Origin of the sequence: Acidovorax sp. LjRoot118, assembly GCF_964253575.1 — a bacterium.
GTDB lineage: Bacteria > Pseudomonadota > Gammaproteobacteria > Burkholderiales > Burkholderiaceae_C > Acidovorax.
Window position 1 is genome coordinate 5,573,019 of sequence record NZ_CAXURB020000001.1, and the last position, 19,192, is coordinate 5,592,210.

General features: G+C 68.4%; 18 protein-coding genes. 9 read left to right on the forward strand and 9 right to left on the reverse strand.

Translation table 11 applies throughout. The annotated features are described in order from the left end of the window. Positions 1-60 precede the first annotated feature (60 nt). The 8 genes from ACSQ9E_RS26120 to ACSQ9E_RS26155 all read left to right on the forward strand — a co-directional run bounded on the left by ACSQ9E_RS26120 (position 61) and on the right by ACSQ9E_RS26155 (position 8,133). Entirely contained in the window at positions 61-1,674 is a 1,614-nt protein-coding gene (locus ACSQ9E_RS26120) for a sigma-54 interaction domain-containing protein (RefSeq protein WP_436219573.1), read from the forward strand. Between the two features lie 235 nt (positions 1,675-1,909). Continuing rightward, positions 1,910-2,809 carry a sulfurtransferase gene (locus tag ACSQ9E_RS26125; protein WP_057199932.1) on the forward strand — a complete coding sequence of 300 codons (900 nt, stop codon included), beginning with the start codon at positions 1,910-1,912 and terminating at the stop codon, positions 2,807-2,809. Positions 2,810-2,878: 69 nt separating this feature from the next. Beyond that, positions 2,879-3,448, forward strand: coding sequence for an OsmC family protein (locus ACSQ9E_RS26130; RefSeq protein WP_436219574.1), 570 nt, complete (start codon positions 2,879-2,881; stop codon positions 3,446-3,448). Between the two features lie 55 nt (positions 3,449-3,503). After that, positions 3,504-4,658: an acyl-CoA dehydrogenase family protein gene (locus ACSQ9E_RS26135; RefSeq protein WP_436219575.1), complete on the forward strand. Its 1,155-nt coding sequence runs from the start codon at positions 3,504-3,506 to the stop codon at positions 4,656-4,658. Further along, a complete protein-coding gene (locus ACSQ9E_RS26140; RefSeq protein ID WP_436219576.1) occupies positions 4,655-5,935 on the forward strand; it encodes an FAD-dependent oxidoreductase in 1,281 nt (426 codons plus the stop codon). Before ACSQ9E_RS26135 ends, ACSQ9E_RS26140 begins: the two co-directional genes overlap by 4 nt. Positions 5,936-6,076: 141 nt before the next feature. Continuing rightward, positions 6,077-6,655 carry a DUF3455 domain-containing protein gene (locus tag ACSQ9E_RS26145; RefSeq protein WP_436219577.1) on the forward strand — a complete coding sequence of 193 codons (579 nt, stop codon included), beginning with the start codon at positions 6,077-6,079 and terminating at the stop codon, positions 6,653-6,655. Positions 6,656-6,814: 159 nt separating this feature from the next. After that, entirely contained in the window at positions 6,815-7,381 is a 567-nt protein-coding gene (locus tag ACSQ9E_RS26150) for a sigma-70 family RNA polymerase sigma factor (protein ID WP_057199927.1), read from the forward strand. Then, positions 7,378-8,133 (forward strand): anti-sigma factor, encoded by a 756-nt coding sequence (locus tag ACSQ9E_RS26155; protein ID WP_057200230.1) that lies wholly within the window; start codon positions 7,378-7,380, stop codon positions 8,131-8,133. The genes ACSQ9E_RS26150 and ACSQ9E_RS26155 overlap by 4 nt, the downstream gene beginning before the upstream one ends. A gap of 27 nt (positions 8,134-8,160) precedes the next feature. Here the strand turns inward: ACSQ9E_RS26155 and cynS are convergent, their stop codons facing one another. The 6 genes from cynS to ACSQ9E_RS26185 all read right to left on the reverse strand — a co-directional run bounded on the left by cynS (position 8,161) and on the right by ACSQ9E_RS26185 (position 14,072). Continuing rightward, positions 8,161-8,604 (reverse strand): cyanase, encoded by a 444-nt coding sequence (gene cynS / locus ACSQ9E_RS26160; protein WP_057199926.1) that lies wholly within the window; start codon positions 8,602-8,604, stop codon positions 8,161-8,163. Positions 8,605-8,709: 105 nt separating this feature from the next. Beyond that, on the reverse strand, positions 8,710-9,576 hold the full coding sequence (locus tag ACSQ9E_RS26165; RefSeq protein WP_436219578.1) for an ABC transporter ATP-binding protein: 867 nt from the start codon (positions 9,574-9,576) through the stop codon (positions 8,710-8,712). Next, entirely contained in the window at positions 9,566-10,435 is an 870-nt protein-coding gene (ntrB, locus tag ACSQ9E_RS26170) for a nitrate ABC transporter permease (RefSeq protein WP_436219579.1), read from the reverse strand. The genes ACSQ9E_RS26165 and ntrB overlap by 11 nt, the downstream gene beginning before the upstream one ends. A gap of 192 nt (positions 10,436-10,627) precedes the next feature. Further along, positions 10,628-12,031, reverse strand: a complete 1,404-nt coding sequence (locus tag ACSQ9E_RS26175; protein ID WP_057266461.1) for a CmpA/NrtA family ABC transporter substrate-binding protein — start codon at positions 12,029-12,031, stop codon at positions 10,628-10,630. Between the two features lie 146 nt (positions 12,032-12,177). Then, positions 12,178-12,864 carry a response regulator gene (locus tag ACSQ9E_RS26180; RefSeq protein WP_057266462.1) on the reverse strand — a complete coding sequence of 229 codons (687 nt, stop codon included), beginning with the start codon at positions 12,862-12,864 and terminating at the stop codon, positions 12,178-12,180. After that, entirely contained in the window at positions 12,861-14,072 is a 1,212-nt protein-coding gene (locus tag ACSQ9E_RS26185; RefSeq protein WP_428002652.1) for a PAS domain S-box protein, read from the reverse strand. Before ACSQ9E_RS26185 ends, ACSQ9E_RS26180 begins: the two co-directional genes overlap by 4 nt. Before the next feature lie 54 nt (positions 14,073-14,126). Here ACSQ9E_RS26185 and ACSQ9E_RS26190 point away from each other — a divergent pair, with 54 nt between their 5' ends. Next, positions 14,127-14,972, forward strand: coding sequence for an ABC transporter permease (locus ACSQ9E_RS26190; protein ID WP_428002653.1), 846 nt, complete (start codon positions 14,127-14,129; stop codon positions 14,970-14,972). Between the two features lie 19 nt (positions 14,973-14,991). Here ACSQ9E_RS26190 and ACSQ9E_RS26195 read toward each other — a convergent pair whose 3' ends face one another. From ACSQ9E_RS26195 to ACSQ9E_RS26205, 3 genes are all read right to left on the reverse strand, one after another. Then, the gene (locus ACSQ9E_RS26195; RefSeq protein WP_057266465.1) at positions 14,992-15,324 is read right to left on the reverse strand and encodes an STAS domain-containing protein; all 333 of its coding nucleotides are present in this window, start codon (positions 15,322-15,324) and stop codon (positions 14,992-14,994) included. A 95-nt stretch (positions 15,325-15,419) separates the two neighbouring features. Further along, positions 15,420-16,487: an ABC transporter substrate-binding protein gene (locus ACSQ9E_RS26200; protein WP_057199918.1), complete on the reverse strand. Its 1,068-nt coding sequence runs from the start codon at positions 16,485-16,487 to the stop codon at positions 15,420-15,422. 20 nt (positions 16,488-16,507) lie between these two features. Then, entirely contained in the window at positions 16,508-19,126 is a 2,619-nt protein-coding gene (locus ACSQ9E_RS26205; RefSeq protein WP_436219580.1) for an MFS transporter, read from the reverse strand. Positions 19,127-19,192: the final 66 nt, after the last annotated feature.

The following is a 19,192-nucleotide window of genomic DNA, read 5'->3' on the forward strand; positions in this document are numbered from 1 at the left end:
TGCCGACTTTAATGCACCCGGACTCAGTCCGCGTGGCGCAGAACTTGCAGTACCCCGGGCATGACCGCCCCGCTCTCCCCCGGCAAGCCCCGCACCCAGGGCACGCCCGACTGGCACGCGCAGGAGCTGCTGCTGATGCGCGAGGTGATGCGCTTGATTGGCCGCAGCCTGGCGCCAGGCCTGGTGCTGCGCGAAATGCTGCATTTGATGAGCGAACTGCTGGGCCTGAACCGTGGCCGCATCGTGCTGGTGGATGGCGCCGCCAGCAGCTCCCCTTCAGCCGCGCGCACCTCCTCCATCCAGCACGCCTATGGCCTCACACAGGCCGAGGTGGAGCGCGGGCGCTACGCCTGGGGCGAGGGCATCACCGGGCGTGTGCTGTCTACAGGGCAACCCGCCATCGTGCAGGACATCGATGCCGAGCCGCTGTTCCTGGCGCGCGCGGTGCAGCGCAGCCACCTGCCGCCCGAGACGGTAGCCTTCATCGCCCTGCCCATCGAACTCAACCACGCGCCCATCGGCGTGCTGGCCTGCCACCGCATCCGCAGCCGCCAGCGCCACCTGAACGACGACTTGGCCGTGCTGCGCGTGCTGGCCACGCTGGTAGGCCAGTTGCTGCAGCTCGAGGCCTTGGTGGCCGAGCAAACGCGCCAGTTGGAGGCACGCAACGCCGTGCTGGCCAACGCGCTCAACACCAAGAGCGCGCGCTACGGGCTGATCGGCAACTCGCCGCCGCTGCTGCAGGCGCTGGGCGAGCTCGAACGCGTCTCGCAGACCCAGGCCACGGTGCTGCTGCTGGGCGAGTCGGGCACGGGCAAGGAACTGTTCGCGCGCGCCGTGCACCTGGCCAGCGGCCGGCGCGACCGGCCCTTCATCAAGGTCAACTGCTCGGCCATACCGGATGCGCTGTTCGAGTCGGAGCTGTTCGGCTACGAGCGGGGCGCCTTCACGGGCGCCAGCACCGCGCGCGCGGGCTGGTTCGAGCAGGCCGACAGCGGCACCATCTTCCTCGACGAGATCGGCGAGTTGCCGCTGGCCATGCAATCGAAGCTGCTGCGCACCTTGCAGGAGGGCACGCTGGTGCGCCTGGGCGGGCAGCGCGAGGTGAAGGTCAACGTGCGCCTGGTGGCCGCCACCAACCGCGACCTGGCGCGCGAAGTGGAGGCCGGGCAGTTCCGCCAGGACCTGTACTACCGGCTCAACGTGATCCCGATCCGCCTGCCCTCGCTGGCCGAGCGGCGCGAGGACATCCGCGCACTGGCGCTGCACTTTGTGAGCCGCGCCAACCAGGCCCACCAGCGCAACGTGAACCTGGCGGCAGATGCCCTGGCGCGGCTGGAGGCCCACCCCTGGCCCGGCAACATCCGCGAACTGGGCAACCTGATCGAACGGATGGTGCTGCTGGCCGAAGGCACGCTGGTGACCGGTGCGGAGCTGGACCGCTTCCTTCCTGGCGCCATGGCCACCCAGCCGGCCCCCGTGGCAGCCCCCCCGGCGCAGGCGCCAGCCGAGGCGCCCCTGGTGCGCGACTACGCCCCGGCGCATTCCCACAGCGCCCACACCCTGCAGGCGGCCCTGGCCGAGCACCACGGCAACCAGTCGCGCGCGGCGCAAAGCCTGGGGCTCACGTTGCGCCAGTTCAGCTACCGCCTGCGCAAGGCGGGTCTGCGCTGAGGCTGGTGGCAGGCCCGCCACTGTGTCGACAATTTGTCGACACAGTGTTCAGGGCAGTCGCCAACAGTCCCTGCAATCGAGGCCATGAAGCCCATTTTTGCTATCTATTGAGTAGCACCCGAAATAGCATGGGAAACGACTTCATGGGATTTCACGCTGAATCGGCCGCGCTGGCACACCTGTTGCAGTAAGGGAAGCAGGCCATCCTGCCCACCACCGCATCGAAAGGTTTCCCATGAGCACCGATTCCGACGCCGTCCTGATCTCGCCCACCCAATTGCAGGCCCTGCAGGCCGCAGAGCCCGTCGTCCTGATCGACACCCGCGACGCCGACACCTATGCCCTGGGCCACATCCCGGGTGCGGTGAACCTGCGCGAGACCTTCACCTTCCTGGCCACCTCCAGCCCCGAAGGCCTGCAGGAACTCAAGGACACCTTTGCCGCGCACCTGGGGGCCATCGGCCTGTCGGGCGCCGAGACGGCGGTGTTCTACGAAGACGCACTGAACAGCGGCTACGGCCAGTCCTGCCGCGGCTACTACCTGCTGACCTGGCTGGGCTACCCCAAGGTCAAGGTATTGAACGGCGGCTATTCGGCCTGGAAGGCGGCCGAGCTGCCGGTTTCCACCGAAGCCGTGGTGCCCACTCCCGCGATCTTCCCGACCAGCCTGGCCACCGCCGATGTGATGCTGACCAAGGACAACGTCGCCGAGGCCCTGGGCACCGACACCGTGCTGCTGGACGTGCGCGACGTGGACGAGTGGATCGGCGAAAGCTCCAGCCCCTACGGCAAGGACTTCGCACCGCGCAAGGGCCGCCTGCCGGGCGCCAAGTGGGTGGAGTGGTACCGCTTCATGAAGCCCTCAGCGCAAGGCCCGGTCTTCAAATCGCCGGACGAGGTGCGCGCCGAGTGCGCCACCGCAGGCATTGCCCCGAGCGACACGGTGTACCTGTACTGCTTCAAGGGCGCACGTGCGTCCAACACCTTCCTGGCCCTGAAGCAGGCCGGCTTTGCCGACGTGCGCATGTACTTCGGCTCGTGGAACGAATGGTCGCGTGACGACAAGCTGCCCATCGAAAGCGGCTTGCCCCTGCTGCGCACGGCGCGCAAACCCGCGCTGGCCCTGGCCGCCTGAGGCACTGGCGGGCGCCCCCATGTGCCCCTTCTCATTTCTCCATCTTTCATCACTGCACCAAGGAAACCCATGTCCACCGACCTGCTGGAACCCACCGCCCCCGTCACCACCGTCCACACCGCGTTGCGTCCCATCGACCGCGATGGCCTGATGGCCTTTGCCGAAAAAGGCCGCAACAACCCCGCCAGCCGCGGCACCAACAAGGTCCACACGGTGATGGAGGGGCAGTACCGCTCGCTGAGCACCGTGGGCCAGCACACGCCGGTGGTGGTGGACGAGCCACTGCACCTGTTCGGCCAGGACACGGCACCCGCCCCGGGCGAGATCGTGCTCTCGGGCCTGGGCGGCTGCCTGGCCGTGGGCATCACCGCCGTGGCCACCTGGAAGCAGGTCACGCTCAGCAAGATCGAGATCTTCATGGAGGGCGACATCGGCAACCCCGCTGCCTGGGGCGCCGGGGGCGCGCTGCAGAAGCTGCCCCCCGAGATGGGCTTCCAGGCGATCCGCGTGAAGGTGCTGATCGAGGGCGACGCACCGCGCGAAGTGCTCGACGAGATCGTGCAGCACGCCAACTTCTACTCGCCCGTGGCCAACAGCATGCGCAACCCGATCCCGTTCGAGATCAGCCTGGCCGACTGAACTGCCCGCCCGTCCCCGTCTTGGCCCAGCCGCGCACACCCAAGGACCTCGCCCCATGAAACCCGCCGACCTCCCTCCCCAACTCCACCTGGAAGGCGCCCTGCAGGGCGATGCACTGCTCGCCGCCGTGCGCGCCATCGCCCAGGGCCCGCTGGCCGCGCAGGCCGAGGCCATCGACCGCGTGGGCTACTACCCGCGCGCCGAGCTGCAGCAACTGGGCGCCGTGGGCGCGATGGGGGTGCACCTAGACAGCACGGCCGGCCCAGCAGACTACGGCCTGGCCATCCGCGCCATGGCCGAGGTCTCGCGCGTGTGCGGCGCCACTGGCTTCATGCTGTGGTGCCAGGCAGTGTGCGGGCTGTACCTGCAGCATTCGGGCAACCCCGCGCTGATGGGCGAGGTGCTACAGCGCCATGCCAGCGGGGTCGGCCTGGGCGGCACGGCCCTGTCCAACCCCATGAAGAGCTATGCCCAGATCGAGGCCCTGCTGCTCAAGGCCACGCCGGTGGACGGCGGCTACTTGGTGAATGGCACCCTGCCCTGGGTCAGCAACCTGGGGCCCGACCACTACTGCGGGGCCGTGGCCGCCATCGCCCAGCCCGAAGGAAGCGCGCCGCGCGAGCTGATGTTTTTGCTGCGCTGCGGCGCGCCGGGTGTGGAGATGCGCGAGTGCCCGAGCTTCTCGGGCATGGAGGGCACGGGTACCTATGCGCTGCGCCTCAAGGACCACTTCGTCGGTGCGGACAACACCCTGGCCGACCCGACACGGCCGACCATCGCGCGCATCCGCGCCGCCTTTGTCATGCTGCAGTGCGGCATGGCCGTGGGCGTCACGCAGGGGGCCATCGACTCGATGTGGGCCGTGGAGGCCCAGCTCGGCCACGTGAATCAGTTCCTCGAAGACCGGCCCGACGCCCTGCAGGCCGAACTCGACGCGCTGACCGCGCGCGTGATGCGGCTGGCCGAGACGCCCTTCGACACCCGCACCGATTTCTTCATCGACGTGCTGGACGCCCGCGCCCATGGCGCCGAGCTGTGCCTGCGCGCAGCCCAGTCGGCCCTGATGCACCAGGGCGCGCGCGGCTATCTCATGAGCTCGGACGTGCAGCGCCGGGTGCGCGAATCGCACTTCGTGGCCATCGTCACCCCGGCCATCAAGCACTTGCGCAAGGAGATCGCGCGCCTGTCCACCGAGGAGATGCCGGCATGAGCGCTGCCGCCATCACCCACTCCACGCTGGCCGACGACCCCTGGCTGCAGTACATCTGCCACGCCTGCGGCTACATCTACGATGAGGCACAGGGCGACCCCGACGGCGGCCTGCCGCCCGGTACACGGTTTGCCGACATCCCCGAGGACTGGGCCTGCCCGCTGTGCGGCGTGACCAAGGGCGATTTCGAGCCCTACCTGGCACCCAGCCTGGAGGCGCTCCAGGCCCAGGCCCGCAGCCGCACGGCCAGCGCCCCCGCGGTCAGCCGCCATGCGGCCCCTGGCGTGGTCATCGTTGGCGCGGGCCGGGCCGGCTGGCTGGTCGCCGAAGCCCTGCGCGCCCTGAACGCGCAGCGCCCCATCACCCTGGTGACGGACTGCAGCGGCGATCTGTACGACAAGCCGCAGCTGTCCATCGCCATGGCCAAGCACCTGCCCGCCGAGCGCCTGGTGCGCGAAACCGGCACCGCCGCGGCGGCGCGCCTGAACCTGCGGCTGCTGGCACACACGCATGCCGTGCGCATCGACACATCTGCGAACGGTGGCACGTTGCGCACCACGCGCGGCCCGCTGCGCTACCAGCACCTGGTGCTGGCCCATGGCGCGCGCGCTGCCCTGCCCCCGGGGCTGCCGGCCGCGCTGTGCTGGCGCATCAACCACCTGCAGGCCTACCAGCGCCTGCGCGCCGCACTGGGACACAGCCCGCGCCGGGTGCTCATCGTGGGCGCCGGTCTGATCGGCTGCGAACTGGCCAACGACCTGGCGCTGGGCGGCCACAGCATCACCCTGCTCGATACCGAGCCCCTGCCGCTGGCGCGCTGCGCTGGCGAAGCCCGCGCCAGTGAACTGCTGGCGGCATGGGGGCAGCTGCCCATCGCGTTCGTGGGTAGCGTGCGCGTGGCTTCGCTTGATCCCCTCGCAGTGCACAGTCCGGACGGAGCCCTGCAGCTGACCACCACCGACGGCCGGCAGTTCACGGCCGACCAGGTGATCGTGGCCGCCGGCCTGCAGACCCCGCCGCGCCTGGCCCAGAGTGCCGGCCTGGCCTGGGATGGCGGCATTGCCGTGACACCCGCGCAATTGCAGACCAGCGTCCAGGGCATCCACGCCCTGGGCGACTGCATCACCATCGGCGGGCAGGCCAGCCGCTTCATCGAGCCCATCGCCCGGCAGGCGCGCACCATCGCGGCGGCGATTGCCGGGGCGGGCGATGTGCCGTATGAGCCCCGGCCCGCCTCCATCCGGGTCAAGACCAGCTCCTGGCCCATGAGCCTCTGATCGGTGAAACCCGGGCACGCAAAAAATATTTCAACTATTTTTCTGCGGGCCTGCATCCAAACGGCGTCCTCGTGGGTAGTACCTGCAGCAGCCCACTTTTTTGCTGCTGTCCATTCAACCCATTTGAAGAAGAGGAACGCCATGACGACCACCCAGCCAACGATCTCCCGCCTCATCCCCCTGGCCGGCGCCCTCGCCGCCGCAGCCCTGCTGACGGCCTGCGGCTCGATGATGGGCTCCAGCAGCGGGCCCATGTTCTCGCAGGACAGCCTGCCCGACACCGTGAAGGTGCCCGGCGGCAACAAGGTCGCCATGGAAACCGTGGGCGTGGGCGAGATCACCTACGAATGCCGCGACAAGGCCAACGCGCCCGGCCAGACCGAATGGTTCTTCGTGGGCCCCAAGGCCGTGCTCAACGACCGCGCCGGCAAGCAAGTGGGCACCTACTACGGCCCACCTGCCACCTGGGAGTCGAAGGACGGCTCCAAGCTGACCGCCACGCAGGTGGCCGTGGCCCCGGCCGGTGCCGGCAACATCCCCTACCAACTGGTCAAGGCCAACCCGGCCATGGGTTCGGGCGCCATGACGGGCGTGACCTACATCCAGCGTGTGGCCTTGAAGGGCGGCGCGGCACCCGCTGCCGCCTGCAGCGCCGCCAACAAGGGCGAGCGCCAGATCGTGAAGTACCAGGCCGACTACATCTTCTGGAAGGCAGCGTAAGACGCCGCCTGCCATTGCAGGCGTGTACGCAATCCCCTGGGACACAGGGGATTGCGCGTGGATTCAGTAGCTTCTCGGCTACGATGCATCCACGCTCTGGGCCCGCGCGCTGCGCGGTGCCCAGCCACAGAACCGACCGTGCCAAGCCCCTCGCAACCTGTGCCTGACACCCCTGGCGATTTTGACTACGAAGCGGCCCTGGCCGGCTGCGCTGCCGGCGACCGCCAGGCCATGCGCCGGCTGTACGAGCACGAGGGCCCACGCATGCTGGGCGTAGCGCTGCGCATCGTGCGCCAGCGGGCATTGGCCGAGGACATCGTGCACGACGCCTGCGTGAACATCTGGAGCCGGGCCACGGGCTACGACGCGGCGCGCGGCAGTGCGCGCGGCTGGATCTACAGCGTGGTGCGCCACCTGGCGCTGAACGCCGTGCGCAACGCGCGCCGCCACGTCGATATCGACGAGGAAACCACCCACACCCTGGAGGCCGACATGTCCGTGCAGGCCTTCCATGACGCCGCCAGCAGCTTCGAGCTGAACACCAGCCTGGGCCGCCTGCAGCACTGCCTGGAGGCACTGGAGCCGGCGCGCCGCAATTGCGTGCTGCATGCCTATGTCGAAGGCTGCTCGCACGGCGAGATCGCCGAACGCCTGGGCGCGCCCCTGGGCACCGTGAAGGCCTGGATACGGCGCAGCCTGACCTCGCTGCGGGAGTGCATGGCATGAGCACGCCCTACCCCGAAGACCCGAACGACGACCTGCAGGTGGTGGCCGGCGAGTACGTGCTGGGCACGTTGCCCGCAGCCGAGCGCCTGGCCGTCTCTCAGCGCCTGGCCACCGAGCCTGCGCTGCAGCAGGCGGTGAACGACTGGGAGGATCGGCTGCTGCCGCTGACCCAACTGGCCGAGCCCGTGCCACTGCCTGCGCACCTGGCTTCTCGCATCGAGGCATCGCTACAGGGCACGCGCCAGCAGGCCAGGGCGCCGGCCGCACCTGCAGCAACAATGCGCCCGCGCAACACTTCCGGTGGCTGGTGGAACCACCTGGGCCTGTGGCGCGCGCTCGCGGGGTCGGGCTTTGCCATGGCGGCCGTGCTGGCAGCGGTGCTGGTCACCCGCACGGCACCGGTGGCAGCACCACCGAAATTCATGGTCGTGCTGGTGGCGCCGCAGGACAAGGCGCCCGGCTGGGTGGTGCAGGCCAGCTCGACCCGGCAGATCAGCCTGATACCGCTGGGCGTGGCCGAAGTGCCGGCCGACAAGGCGCTCGAGTTCTGGACCAAGGCCGACGGCTGGAACGGCCCCGTCTCGCTGGGCCTGGTCAAGCCCGGCCAGCCGCTGCAACTGGCCCTCGACAAGCTGCCGCCACTGCAGCCCAACCAGCTCTTCGAGCTGACGCTGGAGCCACCCACGGGCTCGCCCATCGGCAAGCCAACAGGGCCTATCCAGTTCATCGGCCGGGCCGTCCAGGTACTCTGAGCGCTGCTGCCGGCGAAGCGAGCAGACTCAGTACTGCTTATAGGGAAGGAACTTGCCCGAGAGAACCACATTGACGCGGTCGCCCTTGGGGTCGGCTTCACGCGTGATGTCCATGCTGAAGTCGATGGCGCTCATGATGCCGTCGCCGAACTCCTCGTGGATCAGCTCCTTGATGGTCGTGCCGTAGACGCTCACGATCTCGTACCAGCGGTAGATCAGCGGGTCGGTGGGCACGGGCGTGGGCAGCGAACCCTTGTAGGGCACGACCTGCAGCCACTTCTGCTCTTCGGCCGTGAGGCCGAAGATTTTGCCCAGCACCTTGGCCTGCTCGGGCGATGCGGTCATCTGCCCCAGGCACAGGGCGGTGGTCCACTCCTTGGACTGGCCGACCTTCTTGGCAATGGCATCCCATTGCAGGCCCTTCGAAACTTTGGTGCTGATGATCTTTTCGGTGACGTCGTTGCGGTTCATGTTGGCTCCTTTGGGTTTGGACGTTGGAACAGGGGGCAAAAATTCAGGGTGCAGATCTCCCCGGCCACCCATGCAGGCGACCCGGCGGGGTGGTCTCTGGCGAGGTCAGTGGGCCTTGGCCCGGGTCACGAGAAAGTCCACGATGTGGTTGCGCAGCGCGTAGTAGCCGTCCAGGTGGTGCAGGCTGCTGCGCGTGCGTTCGCGCGGCAGCGGGTTCACCACCACCTCGGCGATGCCGCCCGGGTGGTAGCCCGCGGGTGACTCGTTGCCGTTGCTCATGAGCAGGATGCGGTCGGCCAGCAGGATGGCCTCGTCCACGTCGTGGGTGATCATGAACACCGTCTGCTGCGTCTGGCGCACGATGGCCATGAGCTCGTCCTGGATGGTGCCGCGCGTGAGCGCATCGAGCGCGCCGAAGGGCTCGTCGAGCAGCAGCATCTTGGGCTGGATGGAGAAGGCGCGCGCAATGCCCACGCGCTGCTTCATGCCGCCCGACAGCTGCGAGGGCTTCTTGTCGATGGCCGGCGACAGGCCCACCAGCGCGACAAACTTCTCCACATGCGCGTCGACTTGGGGCCTCTTCCAGTCGGGCCAGCGTGATTTGACGGCAAAGGCGATGTTCTGGCGCACGGTGAGCCAGGGCAGGAGCGCATGGCTCTGGAATACCACGCCCCGGTCCAGGCTGGGGCCGGCCACTTCGCGGCCGTCCATGATGACGGTGCCCGAGGTGGCCGTGTCGAGCCCCGCCAGCACGTTGAGGATGGTGGTCTTGCCGCAGCCCGAGTGGCCGATGATGCAGACGAACTCGCCCTTGTCGAGCGTGAACGACACGTCGGCGAACACCGGCTTGGCGGCCACATAGGCCTTGCTGAGACGATCGATCTGGAGAAAACCGGAGGTCACAGGGGAGGCCTTTCGTTGCGGGGCGTCGGGGGCAGTGGCGGCCGGGCGCTGGGCGACATCACTCCACATAGGTCACCACCTTCTGCAGTTGGCCGAAGGCCAGGTCGAGCAACATGCCGACCACGCCGATCACCAGGATGGCGAAGATCACGTTGGTCAGCGACAGGTTGTTCCACTCGTTCCACACGAAGTAGCCGATGCCCGTGCCGCCCACCAGCATCTCGGCGGCCACGATCACCAGCCAGGCGATACCCATGCTGATGCGCATGCCTGTGAGGATGGTGGGCGCCGCAGCCGGCAGGATCACCAGGAAAGCCTTGCGCAGCGGGTTGACCTGCAGCGTGGCCGAGACGTTGAGCCATTCGCGCTTGACCGAGGCCACGCCGAAGGCCGTGTTCACCAACATGGGCCACACCGAGCAGATGAAGATCACGAAGATGCCCGAGATCGACGAATCCTTGATGGTGTAGAGCGCCAGCGGCATCCACGCCAGCGGGCTGATGGGCTTGAGCACCTGAATGAACGGATCGAACGCACGGCGCAGCAATGGCGACATGCCGATGATGAAGCCCAGCGGTATCGCCACCAGGCAGGCCAGGCCAAAACCCAGCGCCACGCGGCCCAGCGAATGCGCCAGCTGGATGGCGATGCCCTTGTCGTTGGGCCCGTTGTCGTAGAACGGGTTGGACATATGGCTCCACACCGTGGCGCCCATTTCGCCCAGCGAGGGGAAACCGCTGCTCTTGGTGCTGGCACCCGGGTCCTTGCCCATCATCTTGGCGTATTCGATCTGCTCCGCCGTCATGCCCGCCGTGCTGTTGGCGGGGCCCGACGACGCCGTGGCCGCATACCAGATGCCCAGAATGGCCAGGAAGATCAGCACGGACAACAGGCCCGCGCGCAGGTTCAGACTCTTGGAACTTGTCATGTCAAATCTCCTTGCTTCACAAATCCACCAGCCCGCGAAACGGGCAGGGCCGAAGCCAGCGCCCCCGCGCAAGGGCCGCCACCCCGCGTAGGCGGCGCTTCGCTGGCGTGCGCTGGGGGCGTCCCCCTCCCGCACTGCGCAGCAATGCGAGAGAGGGGTGAAGGCGCGAAGCGACTCAGGGGGTGCTTCATTTCATGTCACCTTGCGGATCGGGAAACTTTTCGCGTACTCGGCGGCCTTGGCGGCATCGAACTCGCGGCCCATGATCTTGAACTTGGGGTAGGCGCCCTCGGGCACCTTCTGGTCCAGCGCTTTCATCTGCTTCTTGGCGTCGGTGATCAGGAAGACCTTCTCGGCGATCTGCTTGTAGTCCACGTCGCCCTTGACATAGCCCCAGCGCTGCATCTGCGTGAGCATCCACACGGCCATGCTCTGCCAGGGCATGGGGTCGAAGTCGGCGCGGTCGGGCACGTTCTGGATCTTGCCCAGGCCGTCGGCGAACTTGCCGGTGAGCACCTGGTTGATCACGGCTTCGGGCTGGTTCAGGTAGGCCTGGGGCGCGATCACCTTGGCGATGAGCTCGCGGTTGGCCGGGTCGCGCGCCATGGCGGCCGAGGTGAGCACGGCGCGGTACAGCGCGGCGAAGGTGTTGGGGTTCTTCTGGATGAACTCGGTGCTGGTGCCGAAGGCGCAGCAGGGGTGGCCGTTCCACAGGTCCTTGGTGAGCAGGTGGATGAAGCCCACCTCCTCGAACACGGCACGCTGGTTGAACGGGTCGGGGCCCAGGAAGCCGTCGATATTGCCGGCGCGCAGGTTGGCCACCATCTCGGCCGGCGGGACCACGCGCAGCTGCACGTCGGTGTCGGGGTTCAGCCCTGCCTCGGCCAGGTAGTAGCGCAGCAGGAAGTTGTGCATGCTGTACTCGAAGGGGATCGCGAACTTGAATCCCTTCCAGTTCTTCGGGTCGCGGTTGTCCTTGTGCTTCAGGGCCAGCGTGATGGCCTGGCCGTTCACGTTCTGGATGGTGGCCACATTCATCGGCGTGGCGTTGGAGCCGAGGCCCATCGAGATCGCCAGCGGCATGGGCGACAGGAAGTGCGTGGCGTCGTACTCCTTGTTGATCATCTTGTCGCGGATCAGCGCCCAGCCGGCCGTCTTGGTGACCTCCACGGTCAGGCCCTGCTTGCTGTAGAAGCCCAGCGGGTGGGCCATGATCAGCGGTGTGGCGCAGGTGATCGGAATGAAGCCGATCTTGAGATTGGTCTTCTCCAGCGCGCCTTTCTCCTGTGCCATGGCCTGCATGCTGGCCACTGGCAGCACACTGGCAATGGCCGCCATGGCCGTCCCCTTGCCCACCGCCTTGATGAAGCGCCGGCGCACCGCGTCCTGCGGGAACAGCGCCTTGACCAGGGTGGCTTCGATGAATTCGTTGCTGTAGGCCTCGAACTCGCTGGTGAGGCTGCGCTGGCGCAGGGTGGCGGCGGCAGCGTCGGCCGACACCTCGGCATGGTGGTCTGCGGCCGTATGGTCGCGGCCGCAGCTGCACTTGAGCATCAACGGGCGGTCGGCATCGAAAGGCGAGAAGAATTCGGACATGGCACACCTCGGAGAAGTTGATGCCATGCACTACGCAAAGCGCGGGCCAGTTGCACCCTCACCCGCCCCGCCGCCATGAATTCGTGGGGGCGATGTCTACAGCATGTAGGGGCAGCACTACAAACCGGGCCTGCATTGCCCGGAAATCACTCCGCCGGCGTGCCGCGTGCCAGCAGCGCCAGCTCCACGTCGTTGCGCGCGCCGGTTTTTTCGAGGATGCGCGCGCGGTAGGTACTCACCGTATTGGGCGCAAGCTTGAGCTGCGCACCAATTTCGCCCACGCTCTGCCCCGCCGTGAGCAATCGGAACACCTGGTGCTCCCGGTACGATAGCGCGTCCACCCCGGCTGGCATGCCCTGCTGGGTCACCCGCACCACCCCGGTGCGCTCTACCGCGCCCGCCAGCGCCTGGGCCGTGGCCTCCGTGAGGTAGCGGCCACCGGCAGCCACCTTGCGCACGGCAGCCACCATGTCGTCGGGGTCGGCGCTCTTGTGCAGGTAGCCGGCCGCGCCCATCTGGATGCAGCGCACCGCGTACTGCCGCTCGGGGTAGGTGCTGAGCATCAGCACCGGCAGCACCGGCCAGGCCTTGCGCAGGGCCTGCAGCACCTCCAGGCCATCCATGCCCGGCATGGCGATATCGAGCAGCACCAGGTCGATGCCGGCCGGACCGGAGAGCGCCGCCACCTGGTCGAGCACCTCCTGACCATGGGTGGCCTCGCCTGCCACCACGATGTCGGGCAGGCCGTTGGCCGGGTCGCCCAGCACCTGTTTGAGGCCCTCGCGCACGATGCGGTGGTCGTCGCCAATGAGCACGCGCACCGGAGCGCTCATGGCGTAGCCTCCAGCGGGATGCGCAACTTCAGGCACGAGCCATCGCCGGGCTCGCTGCTGATGTGCAGGTGGCCACCAAGTTGCCGCGCACGCTCGCGCATGCCCATGACGCCATAGGCCGTGGGCGCCTCAAGCGCCTGGCGCGTGGCGCCCACCCCGTTGTCCTGCACACGCAACTGCAAGTGATCGTCCTTGATGTCGATGTCGATGCGAATAGCGCTGGCCTGTGCATGCCGCCCGACGTTGCTCAGCATCTCCTGGAAGATGCGGAACACCGCGATGGCGGCTGGCTCGGGCAGGTGCAGCGCCTCGGGCACCTCCATCTGCCAGTGGAGCTGCAATTCTGCCGACTGCACGAACTCCTGCGCCTGCCACTCCAGCGCCGCCCACAGGCCCTGGTGGTCCAGGATGCTCGGGCGCAGGTCGGTGATGATGCGGCCCACATTGTCCACCGCATTCTCGATCAGGCGGCTCATGTTCTGGCACTTGCAGCGCATCTGCTGGCGCATGTCTATGGCCGCCTCGGGGGCGCGCTCGCCCTGCTCGCCCAGGCGCTTGTGCAGCCAGTTGACGTCCATCTTCAAAGCCACGAGCAGGCTGCCCAGCTCGTCGTGCACCTCGCGCGCGATGCGCGTGCGCTCATCCTCGCGCACCTGCTCGGAATACGCCGAGAGTTCGCGCAACTGGCCCAGCGCCTGTGACAGCTCCTGTGTGCGCGCGGCCACCCGGCGCTCCAGTTCGTCGTTGGCGCGGGCCAGTTCGTCGTGCGCGCGCTGCAGTTCGCCGGCCGCGCGCCGGCGCTCGGTGATGTCCACGAAGGTGACCACCGCGCCCTGCACCTGGCCGGCCTCGACGATGGGGTGGCTCGAATACTCCACGGCAAAGGCCGTGCCGTCCGCGCGCCAGAAGACCTCGCTGTCCACCCGGCAAGGCAGGCCCGAGCGGAAGGCATTGAAGATCGGGCAGTCGCTGTCGGCATAGGGGCTGCCGTCGGGGTGGGAGTGGTGGGTCAGCGCATGCATGTTGCGCCCCATCACCTCCCCGGTGGCCAGCCCCAGCATGCGCGCGCCGGCCCGGTTGATGAAGACGCAATCGCCCGCCAGATCGATGCCGAACACGCCCTCGCCCGTGGATTCGAGCAACAGGCCCAGCCGCTCGCGCCAGAGGGCGGGGGCGTTGGGGGGCAGGTGCAGTGCGCTGGCGGACATGCGCCAGGGCGCAAGCAATGGCCATGCCCGGGCAAGCCGCAGCACAATAGGGCCATGCAAACCGCTCCCCCTTCGCCCCAGGCGCCGCCACCCACCCCGTCCGTATGGATGCCGCCTTCGCTGTCCTCGCGCTGGTGGCCCGTGTTCCTGCGCAATCTGCTGGTCTGGCGCAAGCTGGCCATCCCCAGCCTGGTGGGCAACATCGCCGAACCGCTGATGTGGCTGGTGGCCTTCGGCTACGGCATGGGCGCGCTGGTGGGCCAGGTGAACGTGGCCGCAGAGGGTGGCATGACCAAGGTGCCCTACATCCTGTTCCTGGCCAGCGGATCGATCTGCATGAGCGCCATGAATGCGGCGAGTTTCGAGGCGTTGTACTCGGCCTTCTCGCGCATGCACGTGCAAAAGACCTGGGACGGCATCATGAACGCGCCCGTGCGGCTCGACGACGTGGTACTGGCCGAAATGCTCTGGGCCGCCTTCAAGGCCCTGTTCACCGTGACGGCCATCCTCGGGGTGATGCTGGCGCTGGGCATCAGCCACAGCCCCAAGCTGCTGGTGGCCTGGCCCGTGCTGCTGGGCGTGGGCATCATGTTCTCGAGCATCGCGCTGATCTTCAACGCGCTGGCCAAGGGCTACGACTTCTTCACCTACTATTTCACACTGGTGCTCACGCCGATGATGTTCCTGTCGGGCGTGTTCTTCCCGCGCGAGCAGTTGCCGCCCATCGTGCGCGCCATCTCCGACTGGTTGCCATTGACGAACGCTGTCGAGCTGGTGCGCCCGCTGTTCATGGACCAGTGGCCCGCCCACCCCTTGCGCCATGGCCTGGTGCTGGTGGTGACCACGGTGGCGGCCTTCTGGGTGGCATTGGCGCTGACGCGGCGGCGCTTTCGCAGCTAAACCCAGGGCGGTGGACCAATCAGACTTTGGCCAGTCCTTCGTCCAGGGTATGGGTCACAGCGAACAGGGTCAGGAAGCCGCTCATGTCAAACACCTCGCGCACCATGTCGCTCAGGCCGACCAGCACCAGCTTGCCCTTGCTGGCACGCAGCTTCTTGCCCGCGAGCAGCACCACGCGCAGTCCGGCGGAACTGATGTAGTCTAGAGCAGAGAGGTCAAACACCACGCGCTGCGTGCCCGCTTCGAGCTGCTCGGCGACCACGCGCTCGAGTTCGGGCGAGCTGTTGCTGTCGAGGCGGCCGCGTGGGCGCAGGATCAAGATGTCGTCGCGGCGCTCCTGTTCGAGGTTCATGGGCGCAATCCTTGGAATCGTGGCTGTAGAAAAGGAGTCCTGGAACTCCGGTTCGGCCCATTGTAGGGGCCGCACCGCAGTTCGCGGCCGGCGCTTCAGTTGGCGGCGGCCTGCTTGGGCACGTTGATCACTTCGGCCACATTCAGCAGCAGCATGGGCGGATACAGGTCCAGCGCCTGCACCGTGCGCATGTTGACCAGCAGCGAGAAGCGCTGCAGCGTAGAGGCCGCGATGGCCTGGGGCGGTTTTTTCTCGACCAGGATCTGGCGCGCCATGGAGCCGGCATAGCGGCCGATGTTGGCGCCATTGGAGAACAGCCCGAACAGGCAGCCCGACTGGCGCACGATGCTCTCGGTTGCGCAGAAGGTCGGCAGCTTGTTCTGGAGCGCGGCGGTGGTGACGGCGTCGCGGTGCGTGAAGGCCAGGAAGGTGATGGGGCCGACATAGAGGAAGTCGACCTTGCGTTCGGCCAGGGTCTGGATCTGCGGGGCGATCTGCGTGGGGTCGGGTCCGCCTTGTGGCAGCAGGGGCAGGCTGGCCTCGACCACCTCGAAATTCTGCGTGCGCGCCAGCTCCTTGAGCCGGTCGCGGATCAGGCCGGAGTTGGGCTCGGCCGGGTTGTGCAGGTAGCCCAGGCGCGTGAAAGGGCGGTAGGCACGGATGGCGTTGAGTTGCACCGGCAGCGGTGCCACGTGGCTCACGCCCGTGACGTTGCGGCCATGGCCCTCCAGCGTGCGCAGCAGACCGGCGCCCACCGGGTCGGTCACTTCGGTGAAGACGATGGGCAGGTCGCGAATCGCATCGTCTTTGCCTGCCTGGTCATCCCGGCCCGCCAGGGCGAGGGTGGTGGGTGTGCCCCAGGCATAGATCAGGTCCGGGCGTGCCGCGCGCACCTTGGCGCGCAGCTCGGGAATGTCCTCACTGCGGCCCGAGAAGCGGATGCTCACGTACTGCACGGGCACGTCCTGGCGCTGCAGGTAGCCGGTGAAGCCCGCCTCGATGTTCTGGTCGTCGCGCGGCAGCACCATGGCGATGGTGAAGCGCTTGGTGGCGGCCGCCACGCCAGAGGCCGCCGCGTTGGCGGCGCTCTGGGCCATGGCAGCCGAGCTGCCCAGCAGGGCGCAGGCGGCCCCGGCGGCGATGAGGATGCGGCGCAGATTCATCGTAATTCTCCAGAGGGTCATCAGGCCGCCGCAGCGGCCTGGGTGCGGGGGTTGCGCAGGCCGGCGGCCAGGCTCAAGGTGGACACCGACAGCAGCAGGCCCACGGCCACCACTGCGCCGGCATAGCCGAAGGCGGTCACGGCGACCGCCGTGACAAAGGGCGCAACGATGCTGCCGCCGCGCTCGATCAGCCGGAACGCGGCCAGTGCCTGCTCGGGTGTGGCGCTCGCGCGGCTCGCAGCCACGCCCTCGAAGGCCTCGGTCGTCAGCGCGATCTGCGGTGACGACTGCATCGCCTGGCCAAAGCCCAGCAGGGCGCAGCAGGCGGCCATGCCCCAGACGCCGCCCAGGGCCGGCAGCGACAGGCAGGCCAGCACGCTGAGCACGCCGCCCGCCACGATGAAGGGCTTGCGCTGCCCGAGCAGGTCCGACCAGTGCGCCGCCAGCGAGGCGGTGAGCGCAAAGCACAGGAAGTACAGCAGCAGCACCCGGCCCGCGACCGCAGGCGGCTGCTGCAGCTCGTTCATGTACAGGGGCACCACCACCGAGAGAATGGTCACGGCCACCAGGCGGCCCGGCAGGGCCGCACCCAGGATCACCCAGATGGCGCGTGGCTCGCGCAGCACCGCCATGTAGCCGCGCCAGCCGCCGGAGGTGGCCAGGCCGCGCTGGGCTGCGGCGCTGCCCTCGGGCACCGGCAGCGACAGGCGCAGGGCGGCCAGCAGGGCGCCGACCATGCACAGCGCGCAGGCCAGGAAACCGATGCCGTCGCCAGCGCGGGCGGCGATCATGCCGCCGAAGGGCGGGCCGACGATGCCTGCCGCCACAATGGCCGCAGCCACTTCGGCCAGACCTCGCGCGCGCTGTTGCGGCGGCGTGATGCGCACGATGGCCGTCTGCACCAGGATCAGCGCCAGGCCGTAGGCCGCACCACCCAGGGCGCGCAGGCCGATCAGGGTCCACGCGTCGGTCGCCCAGGCGGTGGCGGTCAGCGCGAGGGTGCCGACCAGGGCCGCCAGCATCAGGCTCCAGCGCAGGTCGAAGCGCCGCGCCAGTGCCGGGCCGGCGGGCTGGGCCAGGGCCAGCGTGGCCATGAAGGCGGCGACGGGCAATCCGGCCACCATGGTGGGCGACAGGGCGGCATCGATGGGCCGCACCTCGCTGGCGAACACGGTAAAGAAGGGGCGCAGCAGCTCTTCGGACAGGGCCACCAGGAACACGGTCAGGCGCAGCAAGGTGAGCTGGGCGCCGACCTGGGGCGTTTCGGCCGTGGCGCTGCCACTGCGCGCAGCGCGAATCAGCTGTGCCCGGCATTCGGCGGCGTCGCGCTCATGGGCCTGGGCGCTTTCCTGGTCGATGGTGTGGTTTTTTTGCCAGCGCCGCTGCAGCCCTTGCCACAACCGGGCCTGCACATAGGCGGCCAGCGGGAACAGCAGCGAGCGGCGCCACAGGCCGCGCGCGAGTTCGCGCACCAGCACGGCGGCGATCACCAGGGCCAGCACCAGGTCGATCAACATGCCCGCGAGCTGGCGGTCCACGAAGTCGGCCGGGTAGCCGACGACCACGGCGCCATCGCCGGCCGTGAGCTTGCGCCGCGGGAAGTCGGACGCATCTTCGCGTGCCTGCGCAGGCGCGTCGCCGCTCCAGGTGGCATTTTGCGCCGGGCCGCTGGGGGGCTGCAGTGCCAGGTAGTTCAGCTCGGGCGCTTCGACAAGCTGCTGCCGAAACAGTTCGTCCACCCCATTCATCGCGCTCCAGGGCACGCCGAGCGACAGCGCGCGCGCGACCTGGCCCGACAGCGCGCGGCCCACAGCGTCGGCGTTTTCCTGGATCTGCGCCGTGACGGCCGGACGTGCTGCCTCGCGCGCGATCCACAGCATCGCGGCGGGCGCCACCACCGCGCTGAAGACCACGGCCAGCCAGAGTTGTTTGGCGGAGCCCTGGATGGCCCGTGCGCCAACGCCACTGCCGATGCCGCGCATGGAGGTGATGACGCGGCTGCTCCAGCGCAGCAGCAGCCACCAGGTGATCAACAGGGCCAGCAGCATCAGCGGCAGGGCGCGCAGCACCATGTCCAGCGCGACGCCCCGCGCCTGGGCGCGCACCTCGGCCAGGTCGAGCGCCCCCCACAGGGTGGCCGCCGGGACGCCGGTGGAATCGAAAATGGCCGCGCCAACCCACGCATAGCGGCCCGTGTTGCGTACCGCCGGGGCATGGCCCGGCCCGGCGTCGATCACCGCCTGCCGCCAGCGCGGCGCGATGGTGGCATGCAGCTCAGGGTCGCCCGAGCGCAAAACGGCCTCGCCCCTATCGGTGTCGATGAACACCCCGCGCAGCGGGCTGCCCGCTGCGCCCAGGCGCGCGACCCGCTCGGAAAGCACGGTCTGGTCGGCCACGGAAACGCCGAAGCGCAGCCCGGACTCGGTCTCGTCGGCCACCTGGCGCAGCAGGCGCACGGTACGGTCCTGCGTGAGCTGGGTCAGCAACTGCTCGGTCCGCCAGGCGATCAGCACCAGGGACAGGCCAAACAGAACCAGCGCAAAGATCGCAGCGAATACCAGGGATTCGCGCCGCAGGCGTCGCTGCAGTGCGGCCACATCGATCTCGGTGCCGGGCGTGGGGTTGGTCGTGTCGGTCATGGAAGTGCTTCCTTGGTATGCCGGTTTCGTCGAATGTCATGGAGCTGTTCTATAGTCGGGGCGTCG

Bases quoted from the DNA above. Each gene is read 5' to 3' on its own strand.
- ACSQ9E_RS26120 (WP_436219573.1), top strand. From the start codon at position 61: ATGACCGCCCCGCTCTCCCCCGGCAAGCCCCGCACCCAGGGCACGCCC.
- ACSQ9E_RS26125 (WP_057199932.1), top strand. From the start codon at position 1,910: ATGAGCACCGATTCCGACGCCGTCCTGATCTCGCCCACCCAATTGCAG.
- ACSQ9E_RS26130 (WP_436219574.1), top strand. From the start codon at position 2,879: ATGTCCACCGACCTGCTGGAACCCACCGCCCCCGTCACCACCGTCCAC.
- ACSQ9E_RS26135 (WP_436219575.1), top strand. From the start codon at position 3,504: ATGAAACCCGCCGACCTCCCTCCCCAACTCCACCTGGAAGGCGCCCTG.
- ACSQ9E_RS26140 (WP_436219576.1), top strand. From the start codon at position 4,655: ATGAGCGCTGCCGCCATCACCCACTCCACGCTGGCCGACGACCCCTGG.
- ACSQ9E_RS26145 (WP_436219577.1), top strand. From the start codon at position 6,077: ATGACGACCACCCAGCCAACGATCTCCCGCCTCATCCCCCTGGCCGGC.
- ACSQ9E_RS26155 (WP_057200230.1), top strand. From the start codon at position 7,378: ATGAGCACGCCCTACCCCGAAGACCCGAACGACGACCTGCAGGTGGTG.
- cynS (WP_057199926.1), bottom strand. From the start codon at position 8,604: ATGAACCGCAACGACGTCACCGAAAAGATCATCAGCACCAAAGTTTCG.
- ACSQ9E_RS26165 (WP_436219578.1), bottom strand. From the start codon at position 9,576: ATGTGGAGTGATGTCGCCCAGCGCCCGGCCGCCACTGCCCCCGACGCC.
- ntrB (WP_436219579.1), bottom strand. From the start codon at position 10,435: ATGACAAGTTCCAAGAGTCTGAACCTGCGCGCGGGCCTGTTGTCCGTG.
- ACSQ9E_RS26175 (WP_057266461.1), bottom strand. From the start codon at position 12,031: ATGTCCGAATTCTTCTCGCCTTTCGATGCCGACCGCCCGTTGATGCTC.
- ACSQ9E_RS26180 (WP_057266462.1), bottom strand. From the start codon at position 12,864: ATGAGCGCTCCGGTGCGCGTGCTCATTGGCGACGACCACCGCATCGTG.
- ACSQ9E_RS26185 (WP_428002652.1), bottom strand. From the start codon at position 14,072: ATGTCCGCCAGCGCACTGCACCTGCCCCCCAACGCCCCCGCCCTCTGG.
- ACSQ9E_RS26190 (WP_428002653.1), top strand. From the start codon at position 14,127: ATGCAAACCGCTCCCCCTTCGCCCCAGGCGCCGCCACCCACCCCGTCC.
- ACSQ9E_RS26195 (WP_057266465.1), bottom strand. From the start codon at position 15,324: ATGAACCTCGAACAGGAGCGCCGCGACGACATCTTGATCCTGCGCCCA.
- ACSQ9E_RS26200 (WP_057199918.1), bottom strand. From the start codon at position 16,487: ATGAATCTGCGCCGCATCCTCATCGCCGCCGGGGCCGCCTGCGCCCTG.
- ACSQ9E_RS26205 (WP_436219580.1), bottom strand. From the start codon at position 19,126: ATGACCGACACGACCAACCCCACGCCCGGCACCGAGATCGATGTGGCC.